7 protein-coding genes, 3 tRNA genes and 1 pseudogene are annotated in these 8,229 nt (G+C 70.5%); 9 read left to right on the forward strand and 2 right to left on the reverse strand.

The features are described 5' to 3' along the window. Both Q1K57_RS02005 and Q1K57_RS02010 read left to right on the forward strand, forming a co-directional pair. Window positions 1-917 (forward strand): annotated as a pseudogene (locus Q1K57_RS02005) (hypothetical protein); the annotation flags it as partial. A gap of 99 nt (window positions 918-1,016) precedes the next feature. Beyond that, a complete protein-coding gene (locus tag Q1K57_RS02010; protein WP_300078445.1) occupies window positions 1,017-1,976 on the forward strand; it encodes a histone-like nucleoid-structuring protein Lsr2 in 960 nt (319 codons plus the stop codon). Window positions 1,977-1,988: 12 nt separating this feature from the next. Here Q1K57_RS02010 and Q1K57_RS02015 read toward each other — a convergent pair whose 3' ends face one another. Then, entirely contained in the window at window positions 1,989-2,936 is a 948-nt protein-coding gene (locus Q1K57_RS02015) for a 4-hydroxy-3-methylbut-2-enyl diphosphate reductase (RefSeq protein ID WP_300078447.1), read from the reverse strand. 337 nt (window positions 2,937-3,273) lie between these two features. On the opposite strand from Q1K57_RS02015, the gene xseA reads away from it, so the two are divergent. The 7 genes from xseA to Q1K57_RS02050 all read left to right on the forward strand — a co-directional run bounded on the left by xseA (window position 3,274) and on the right by Q1K57_RS02050 (window position 7,291). Next, window positions 3,274-4,509: an exodeoxyribonuclease VII large subunit gene (xseA, locus tag Q1K57_RS02020; protein WP_300078450.1), complete on the forward strand. Its 1,236-nt coding sequence runs from the start codon at window positions 3,274-3,276 to the stop codon at window positions 4,507-4,509. After that, window positions 4,506-4,715 (forward strand): exodeoxyribonuclease VII small subunit, encoded by a 210-nt coding sequence (locus tag Q1K57_RS02025; RefSeq protein WP_300078452.1) that lies wholly within the window; start codon window positions 4,506-4,508, stop codon window positions 4,713-4,715. The genes xseA and Q1K57_RS02025 overlap by 4 nt, the downstream gene beginning before the upstream one ends. Window positions 4,716-4,828: 113 nt before the next feature. Continuing rightward, window positions 4,829-4,904, forward strand: a tRNA-Glu gene (locus Q1K57_RS02030). Between the two features lie 474 nt (window positions 4,905-5,378). Further along, window positions 5,379-6,074 (forward strand): hypothetical protein, encoded by a 696-nt coding sequence (locus Q1K57_RS02035; protein WP_300078454.1) that lies wholly within the window; start codon window positions 5,379-5,381, stop codon window positions 6,072-6,074. Between the two features lie 228 nt (window positions 6,075-6,302). Next, window positions 6,303-6,376, forward strand: a tRNA-Asp gene (locus tag Q1K57_RS02040). Between the two features lie 27 nt (window positions 6,377-6,403). Then, a tRNA-Phe gene (locus Q1K57_RS02045) sits at window positions 6,404-6,480 on the forward strand. Then, entirely contained in the window at window positions 6,443-7,291 is an 849-nt protein-coding gene (locus tag Q1K57_RS02050; protein WP_300078457.1) for a fructosamine kinase family protein, read from the forward strand. Before Q1K57_RS02045 ends, Q1K57_RS02050 begins: the two co-directional genes overlap by 38 nt. On the opposite strand, the gene Q1K57_RS02055 is transcribed toward Q1K57_RS02050, so the two are convergent. Further along, window positions 7,292-8,229: glycoside hydrolase family 36 protein (locus Q1K57_RS02055; RefSeq protein ID WP_300078459.1), on the reverse strand; the 938-nt coding region annotated here is incomplete at its 5' end. It lies immediately after the preceding gene.

An 8,229-nucleotide genomic window follows, 5' to 3' on the forward strand; every position in this document is an offset into this window, starting at 1 on the left:
ACCTGTGGGGAGCCACCCCCGGTGAGGATGTCGCCCGCGACCGCGCCCGAGGACGCTGGAGCCGATCCCCCCTGCCGACGCCCTACTGGGAGAACCTCTCGGACGCCGACGCCCTCGCCGGCGCCACCCGGGCCGTCGAACCCACCGTGGAGCCCGAACCCGAGCCCGCATGGATCTCCGCAGAACCCGAGCCCGTGGCGGTGCCCGAGCCGGAGCCCGAACCCATCGTGGAACCCGAGCCCGAGCAGGAACCCGTCGCGGAGCCCGAGCCGGAGCCGGAACCCGAACCCATCGTGGAACCCGAACCGGAACCCGAGCCAGAGCCGGAACCCGACTCGGAGCCCGTCGTGGAATCGGAGCCCGTCGTGGAACCGGAGCCCATCGTGGAGCCCGAACCGGAACCCGAGCCAGAGCCGGAACCCGAATCGGAGCCCGTCGTGGAACCGGAGCCCATCGTGGAACCGGAGCCCATCGTGGAGCCCGAACCGGAGCCCATCACGGAACCCGAACCCGAACCGGAGTCGGAGCCCGAACCCATCGTGGAACCCGAACCGGAACCCGAACCGCCCATCGTGGAACCGGAACCCGAACCGGAACCCATTGTGGAACCGGAACCGGAACCCGAACCCCTTGCAGAGCCCACGCCGGTTTCGGCGGCAGCGACCCTCGTGGCGGATGCGGAGGCCGGGTACCACACCGCCCGCGCAGCCAACGACCGGCGCCAGGCGCTGGCGGCGGCGTCCGGATGGGTGGAGCGTGTGCGGCCGCTGGCCGACGCGGATCGCGCCCAGTGGGGCCCGCACCTGGTGGAGGCGCTGCGCGCACTCGGCGACGCGAAGTTCCGGGCCGGCGACTGGTGGGGTTCGCGCCAGCCGAACAAGGAGGCCAAGCAGCTCGCGAAGGAGCTCGGCCTCTGAGCCAACCCCGGTGAGCGCGCTCACGAGAAGATTCGGGCCGGGAGACCAGCCCGAATCTTCTCCTGAGCCCAACTCACCTCGCCGAGATACCCTCATCCCATGCCGGACGACTTCCTCGTGGCGCGCAACCCCGAGCCGGACTCGACGCTGCCCTACCTGCTGCGCATCCCGGTGGGCCGCGGCATCGTGCTGAAGGCCCGCGAGACGTGGCCGCGGACGGCCAAGGTCTACTGCCATCGCTCCGATGCCTGGCCGGACGACCCCGAGATCGTCGAGCGCGTCCCCACGCGGGCCGCGACGAAGCGGGGCGCGGCGATCGACCTCGTCCTCGACCGCGGCCGCGAGAACCGCTCGCAGTTCGTTCTCACCTACGTCCGCGGGCGCGAGGCGATCTTCTGGCAGACGGCCCGCACCGCGAAGCAGGCGCGCCCCCACGGCACGCCGCCCGGCGCCCGCGCTCAAGGACGCCCCACGCTCGCCATCGCGATCGACAGCCACGAGCGCTACGCATGGAAGTTCACCGATCTCCCGATCACGACCACCAAGCAGCCCCTGGCCGCGGGTGACTACGGCGTCCACCACGACGGACGCCTCGTCGCCAGCGTCGAGCGCAAGTCGCTCGCCGACCTCGTGAGCACCCTCACGACGGGCAAGATGCGCTACGTGCTGGCCGACCTGGCAGCGCTTCCCCGGGCGGCCGTGGTCGTCGAGGAGCGCTACGCCAAGGTTTTCGAACTCACACAGGTACGCCCCGCGGTCGTCGCCGACGCTCTGGCCGAGTGTCAGGCCCGCTTCCCGGCCGTGCCGATCATCTTCGTCGACACCCGCGCGCTCGCCCAGCAGTGGGCCTACCGGTTCCTCGCGGCGAGCCTCACCGAGATCGAGGCCGAAGCGGCGGCGTCCGGACGGCTCGACGAGCTACCGACCGCACCCCTCCCGGCACGCGAACCGACCACCGCCGACATCCGCGCCTGGGCGCTCGGCGAAGGTCTCAAGGTGAGCGACCGCGGGCGGCTGCGCCCCGAGATCGTGGACGCCTATCGCGCGGCCCACGCGTGACCGGCTCGGGGCTCAGGCCCTCTTGAGGTCGCGCCGCAACTCGGGCGGCAGCGCGAAGACGAGGTTCTCCTCGGTGAGGCGCTCCTCGACCGCGGCCGGGTAGCCCTGCTCCTCGAGGAACGCGAGCACCCCCTGCACCAGCTCGTCGGGCACGGACGCCCCCGATGTCACGCCCACCTTCTCGACGCCCTCCAGCCACGCCGGATCGACCTCGCCGGCGTTGTCGACGCGATGGGCCGCCTTCGCGCCGGCCTCCAGCGCGACCTCGACGAGGCGCACCGAGTTGGACGAGTTGCGCGAGCCGACGACGATGACGAGGTCGGCGTCCGCGGCGATCTGCTTGACGGCCGACTGCCGGTTCTGGGTGGCGTAGCAGATGTCGTCGGACGGCGGATCGATGAGCTGCGGGAACTTCTCGCGCAGCCGCTTGACCGTCTCCCACGTCTCGTCGACGCTCAGCGTGGTCTGCGAGAGCCACGCGACCTTGCTCGGGTCGTCGACCTCCACGCCGGCGACGTCGTCGGGGTGCTCCACGAGGATCGTGTGCGCGGGCACCTCGCCCATCGTGCCCTCGACCTCCTCGTGGCCCGAGTGGCCGATGAGGAGGATCTGGTTGCCCTGCCCGGCGAACCGCTTCGCCTCGTGGTGCACCTTCGTGACGAGCGGGCAGGTGGCGTCGATCGTCTTCAGTTGCCGCGACGACGCCTGGTCGCGCACCTCGGGGCTCACTCCGTGCGCCGAGAACACCACGGTGGCCCCCTCAGGCACCTCGGCGATCTCCTCGACGAAGATGGCGCCCCGCGCCTCCAGGTCTTCGACGACGTGCCGGTTGTGCACGATCTGCTTACGCACGTACACCGGCGCCCCGTAGAGATCCAGGGCCCGCTCGACGGTGATCACCGCACGATCCACCCCGGCGCAGTACCCGCGGGGGGCGGCGACGACAACGCTCTTGGTCATGGCGGCGAGTCTACCGGCCGCAGATGTCACCCACGGAGGCGACAAGGTTGCCCGTGGTTGCCATCAATCGCCACAAGATTCGTGGCGTCAGACCGTTTCGAGCTATGATTTTCACGTCGATCGCCGATCGACCCCCGACCGGCCGGGACCCATCGCCGGACGACCGCAGAAGGAATCGCCGTGACCCAGTACGACATCATCCTGGCCAAGGGGCATGAGGCCGCGATGTCGCTTGCCCGCCGCTGAATCACAGCCGCCACTCGACCGAGCCCGCCGTCCGGAAACGAACCGGAGGCGGGCTCTCTTTCTGTCCGGGCCAGCGTTTAGGCTGAACCGCATGGCCCTCGAGAGCTCCGCCGAGCACCCGCAACCCCTGCGGACCGTCGTCGGCGCCCTCAAGAGCTGGGTCGAGCGCACGGGCGCGGTGTGGGTCGAGGGCCAGGTCATCCAGATAAAGCGCCGCGCGGGCTACTCCGTCCACTTCCTCACGTTGCGCGACAAGTTGGCCGACGTCTCGGTCCAGGTCAGCATCTCCACGGCGGTTCTGGACGCCGCCGGTCCGGTCCCCGAGGGCTCGCTCGTCGCCGCCTTGGTGCGGGCGACGGTGTTCCCCGGCAGCGGCTCGCTGACCTTCGAGTGCCGCGACCTGCGGCCCTCCGGTGAGGGCCGCCTCCTCGCCCACCTCGAGCAGCGCAAGCGCGCCCTCCAGGCCGAAGGGCTGTTCGACCCGGCCCTCAAGAAGCGCCTTCCGTTCCTCCCCCGGGCGATCGGCCTCGTCACCGGCAAGGACTCTGCTGCCGAGCGCGACGTCGTCCAGAACGTGCTGCGTCGCTGGCCCGCGGCGCACATCGTGGTCAAGCACGCGCTGGTGCAGGGCCTGCAGGCCGTCGAGCAGGTGACGGACGCCGTGCGCGCGCTCGACCGCTCGGGCGAGGTCGACGTGATCGTCATCGCGCGCGGCGGCGGTTCGCTCGAAGATCTGCTGCCCTTCTCGGACGAGACCCTCGTGCGGGCCGTGCACGCCTGCACGACGCCGGTCGTCAGCGCGATCGGCCACGAACCCGACACCCCCATTCTCGATCTCGTGGCCGACGTCCGCGCCTCCACACCCACGGACGCCGCCAAGCTGGTCGTCCCCGACGCCGCGGAGGAGGCCCGGATCGTCGAGGTCGGCCGGGCGCGCCTGCGCGAGGCGATCACCCGGCGGATCCGCAGCGAGCAGGAGCGGCTCGACAATCTCCGATCACGCCCCGTCCTCGCCGACCCCAGTGGGGCGATCGTGCTTCAGTCCGAGCGTCTGGCAGACACGCGCGAGCGCCTTGCACGGGGTGTCCGCCGGGCCCTGGAGCGGGAGCAGGACTGGCTGACGGCCGCCCTGCAGCGGGTCCGCGTGTTGTCGCCGCGTGCCACCCTGCAGCGCGGCTATGCGATCGTGACCACCGACGACGGCCGCACGGTGGCCTCGATCGCCGAGGTGGAGCCCGACGATACGATCATCGCCCGGCTCATCGACGGTGACATCGCGGCCGCCGTGATCGATGTCGAAGCGCACGAGCACGAGGAGGAATCGTGACCGATCAGGCACCCGAGGATGGGCTCACCTACGAGGCTGCGCGCGAGCAGCTCGTAGAAGTCGTGCGCCAGCTGGAATCCGGCCATGTGCCGCTGAGCGAATCAATGGCCTTGTGGGAGCGCGGCGAGAAGCTGGCGACCCAGTGCCAGGCGTGGCTCGACGGGGCGAAGGCCAAGATCGACGCGGCCCGCCCCGAGCCGGAGTGACACCGCCCGGCCGGAGGTGGGTGACGCACCCCACGGCTCACGTCCCCATCTACGAACGCACGCCGGAGTTGAGTTGGGCCGCGAATCAGGCGTGCCCTAGACTGAACCTCCGAGTCCCCATCGTCTAGCGGCCTAGGACTCCGCCCTTTCAAGGCGGCAGCGCCGGTTCGAATCCGGTTGGGGATGCCAAGCACGACACCCCCTGTCAGCAGGGGGTTTCGTCGTTCCTAGGCTCCGTCCGCGACGAGGGTCAACCCGGGCGGATTACACACGGGGTACTCACTCGCCAGCGCAGCGGTGCGCGCGGCGTCCATCGCGTCGGCCACGAGATCGAGCCGATCGCCGAACAGGTGGCCGTAGAGGTCGAGCCTCGTGGTCGCCTACTTGTGCCCGAGCATCTGCTGAACGACCTTCACGTCGGCGCCGGACGCGAATCGCGTCACCCACCCCAGAGGACTCCGACCATGACCAAGCGTGACCCGTTCAAGCTCCCACCCACCGACACCCCGACCCCCACACCCACGCGCAAGGCCACTGTGCCCGGCGTTCCGTATGCGCGTGGCAAGGCTCATCGGACATGGTCCGCCGTGTCTCTCGGCACCTGACCAGAGGATGCCCGACTTGTCTGCCCAAGTTGGGAGGGCCCACTGGAAGGATGGCCCTGTGACTGGCTGGCGTGTGTACATCGAGGCAACTCCCACCCAAATGGCTGCGCTGGAGCGGCACATGGCACATAGTGATGTCCTGATCGCAAGGGACCAAGACGCGGACAACTACCTCAGCGGGCCCGCAACCGAGGCGTTCACGGAACCGCATGAGGTCTTTGCTTGGGCCGACGAGCTACTCCCTGTCCTGAACCTCGTTGGACACCTTCCCTCAAACGACTCCGACCCTCTGGCGATCATCAAGGTGCAGCGAGTTGGCGAACCGGGCATGTACCACCGCTTTGAGGGCCGGGTGGAAGTCACCACCCACGTCGTCGGGTCCGTGTCTGGCGGGACACCTGCCCCTCCGGACGACTTGGTTGCCCGTCTTGACGGGGAACTCAGACGGGATCCGGACTTTCACAAGGCAGTCGAGTTGTTCACGAGCGGGGAACTCGATTGGGTGCGCCTGTGGAAGGTCCGCGAACTGTTACTCCAGAGCGCAGGAAGCGTGGAGGAGTTCACGCGGCGCTCCAATTGGGACGACGCGACCTGGAAAGCGTTCGAGGCGGGCGTGAACGATCCCCGAGTCAGCGGCGACGCCGCGAGGCATGCGGTCCCTCAGCGTCCGGCCGTTCCCCCACGAGTGATGAAGTTGGATGAGGCGAGGCGTGAGGTCCGACTCGTTCTCCTCAGGTGGGTGGAGGACCGATAGGGCGCGCTCAGCCGGGCGATTCGAACAATCCGAACCATCACCCAGTACTCAACTCAAGTGCGACCCCCCTTGGACATCGAGACCCCCTGGGAACAGGGGGTCTCGTGGCGTTCGGCTCCCCCTCCTGATGCGGGCCGCGCCCCCCAGCGTCAGGGCCCGATTTCGCGACGGCGCGCGGTCTGGGCTATGCTTTCCAAGCTGTCTTTTCGAAGGCAGCAGGCCTTCCGAGGCCCCGTAGCGCAGTTGGTTAGCGCGCCGCCCTGTCACGGCGGAGGTCGCGGGTTCGAGTCCCGTCGGGGTCGCTGCTCGGTCAGCGCACCGGCAACCTTGGCCAGGTAGCTCAGTTGGTACGAGCGTCCGCCTGAAAAGTGGAAGGTCACCGGTTCGACCCCGGTCCTGGCCACCACCGCGGATCCCGATCGGGGTCCGCGTTTTTCGTTGTCCGGGGCCAAGATGGGCCCATGGAGGTGCATCGCAAGCAACGCCGGTCGGCGCCGCACGGCTTCTTCGCCGTCGAGGCCGCAGGCCTCACCTGGCTGGCTGCGGCCAACGCGGTCCGCGTGGCGCGCGTCGTCGCCGTGGGAGGGGACTTCATCGAAGTCGAACGCCTCAAGACCACCGCGCCCGCCCCCGCCGACGCCGACGCGTTCGGCACCGCGCTCGGCGCCCTGCACGACGCGAGCGCGGACGCGTTCGGCGCCCCTCCCGCCGGCTGGAGCGGGGACGGCTACATCGGCAACGCTCCCCTCCCGCTGCGCACCGAACCCACCTGGGGCACCTTCTACGCCCGCTGGCGCCTCGAACCCTACCTGGCCGCCTCGGGGATCGACCGCGCCGGGGTGTCCACCCTCGAACGCCTCTGCTCCGCCCTCGAGGCGGGCACCTTCGACGACCCTGCTCCCCCGGCCCGCCTCCACGGCGACCTGTGGAACGGCAACGTCCTCTGGACCCCCACCGGCGTCGCCCTCATCGACCCGGCCGCCCACGGCGGGCACCGCATCACCGACCTCGCGATGCTCAACCTCTTCGGCGCCCCGCACCTCGAGCGCATCCTGGCCGCCTACGCGGCGGCGACCGCGCACCTGCCCGACGGTTGGCGCGAACTCATCGGCCTCCACCAGGTGCACCCGCTGCTCGTGCACGCCGTGCTGTTCGGCGGCCACTACCGCGCCGAGGCGGTCGCCGCCGCCCAGCAGGCCCTCGCCCTGGCGCACTGATCAGCCCCTCAGCGACCCAGGACGACGACCCCCGCCCCCGTCTCGGCAGGCAGTTCCACGCGCAGCACCCTCGTCCGCCCAGCCCGCCGAACACCCCGTCGCCGCGACGCGCGGGTGCGTCGACGGGTCTGCCCCGCGCAGCCGCAGCGCCACCGGCTCGCCCCGGCCGGGCCGCCCGAACACGAACACGACCGCGCGGTCGTGGCCGGGCGCCCCGTCGTACTCGACGGCGTAACCGTGCTCGGCGGGGTCCCCATGCCGGTGCACCTCGCCGCCCAGCACCACCCCGCGCACCTCCCGGTAGAGCGCGATCATCGCCCGCGCGGTGTCGTCGTCGGTGGGCGACCACCCCCGCAGGTCGGCCCCGACGCCGAGCACCCCGCTCATCGCCACGCAGAACCGGAACACCAGCGAGGCGGGCTTGGGGTAACGGTGACCCACCGCGTCGGTCACCCACGAGCTCATCGCCGCCGCCGGGTACACCGACAGGAACCCGTGCTGGATCACCAGCCGATCCCGCGGACCCGTCTCGTCGCTCGGCCACACCACGTCGCTGCGCGCCAGCACCGGCGCGGCGATCCGGGCGCCGCCACCGGCGCAGGCCTCCACGGTCAGCGCGGGGAACTCCCGTCGCAGCGCGTCGAGGATGCGCAGGTACGCCCGCGTGTGCTGCAGCACCGCCTCGCGCCCGTGCGAATCCCCCGCCCGGACGCCGTCGGTGATCGCCCGGTTCATGTCCCACTTCAGGTGGTCGACGCCCAGCCCCACCAGGCGGCGCAAGGTCCGAAGCGCCCACGCCTCCACCTCCGGACGCCCCAGGTCGAGCACGTACTGGTTCCGGATCGTCACCGGCTCCCGCCCCGGCGACCGGTGGATCCACTCCGGGTGCGCCCGGTACAGATCGGAATCAGGGTTGACGCCCTCGGGCTCCACCCACA

The sequence above is a fragment of the Propioniciclava sp. genome, assembly GCF_029977985.1.
Classification (GTDB): Bacteria; Actinomycetota; Actinomycetes; order Propionibacteriales; family Propionibacteriaceae; genus Propioniciclava.

Excerpts from the sequence above, each read along its gene's own strand:
- Q1K57_RS02010 (WP_300078445.1), top strand. The coding sequence starts at position 1,017 with ATGCCGGACGACTTCCTCGTGGCGCGCAACCCCGAGCCGGACTCGACG.
- Q1K57_RS02015 (WP_300078447.1), bottom strand. The coding sequence starts at position 2,936 with ATGACCAAGAGCGTTGTCGTCGCCGCCCCCCGCGGGTACTGCGCCGGG.
- xseA (WP_300078450.1), top strand. The coding sequence starts at position 3,274 with ATGGCCCTCGAGAGCTCCGCCGAGCACCCGCAACCCCTGCGGACCGTC.